The organism is Halalkalibacter hemicellulosilyticusJCM 9152 (assembly GCF_000513115.1).
Classification (GTDB): domain Bacteria; phylum Bacillota; class Bacilli; order Bacillales; family Bacillaceae_D; genus Halalkalibacter; species Halalkalibacter hemicellulosilyticus.
Genome location: NZ_BAUU01000096.1, coordinates 1 through 1058, shown reverse-complemented (window position 1 = coordinate 1058; position 1058 = coordinate 1). Strand labels below are relative to the sequence as shown.

1 protein-coding gene is annotated in these 1058 nt (G+C 40.3%); it reads left to right on the top strand.

Going from position 1 to position 1058, the window contains the following annotated elements; translation table 11 throughout:
• Positions 1 to 104: 104 nt before the first annotated feature.
• Positions 105 to 1049: an IS30 family transposase gene (locus tag JCM9152_RS21050; protein ID WP_035347788.1), complete on the top strand. Its 945-nt coding sequence runs from the start codon at positions 105 to 107 to the stop codon at positions 1047 to 1049.
• The last annotated feature ends 9 nt before the right edge of the window (positions 1050 to 1058 follow it).

The window sequence follows — 1058 nt, the reverse complement described above, 5'->3', positions numbered from 1 at the left end:
GACGAATTGTAATATTAAGTGCGACACCTAAAAAGAAAAACAAAAAGCCCATGAATCTTCGTGTAAAATGAAGTTACCACACAACCCTTACACGGAGGTTTATCATGAGCTATTCCCATCTTACCACGTTTGAACGTGGACGACTAGAAGCCCTTCAAAAACTAGGTTGGTCAACTAGGCAAATGGCGAAAGAACTCAGTCGTCATCATTCTACTATTGCTCGAGAATTGAAACGAAACAGCACAAAAGAATACGCTAGTGAAGTGGCTCAACAAATGTACGTGGAGCGTCGCAAAGACTGTAAACCAAAGGGGAAATGGTCTGCTTATCTAGCCGAGATTATTGAAGAGAAACTTCAATTAACATGGTCTCCAGAACAGATTATTGGCCGCCTACCTGAACTAAATCTTTCGTTTAAAACTATTTATCGTTGGCTCTATCAAGGTTTATTAAATAAGTCGGATCTCACTGTGCTTCGCCACAAAGGTAAACGTCAAAAACCTGTTGAAACTAGGGGACGATTCAACATTGGAACTTCGATTAATCAGCGTCCAAAAGAAGTAAAGAAAAGAACGACATTCGGTCACTGGGAGCTTGATACAATCGTTTCAAGTCGTGGAAAAAGCAAAGGGTGTTTAGCTACCTTCGCAGAGCGAAAAACACGGATGTATCTTGCAGTAAAGATGAAAAATCGAAGTTCTTCATCCATGGAAACGGCTATCCTAAGTATGGTTGATAAGTATCCCTTAGGTGTTTTCAAGACTTCAACGGTTGACCGTGGAAAAGAATTTGCGTGCTATTCAAGTATTGAAAAACAGGTGGAAATGCTGGTTTATTTTGCTGATCCATATGCTTCCTGGCAGCGTGGAACAAACGAGAATGCCAATGGTCTTTTACGCGAATTTTTCCCAAAAAAGACGGATCTATCTCTCATTACTGAAGAAGAACTAGAGTTAGCCTTATATTTAATTAATCATCGACCAAGGAAATGTCTTGGCTGGAAAACTTCACACGAAGCATTTTGGGAAGAAGTGTCGCAGTTAGATTGACAAACCGTC

Excerpts from the sequence above, each read along its gene's own strand:
- JCM9152_RS21050 (WP_035347788.1), top strand. The coding sequence starts at position 105 with ATGAGCTATTCCCATCTTACCACGTTTGAACGTGGACGACTAGAAGCC.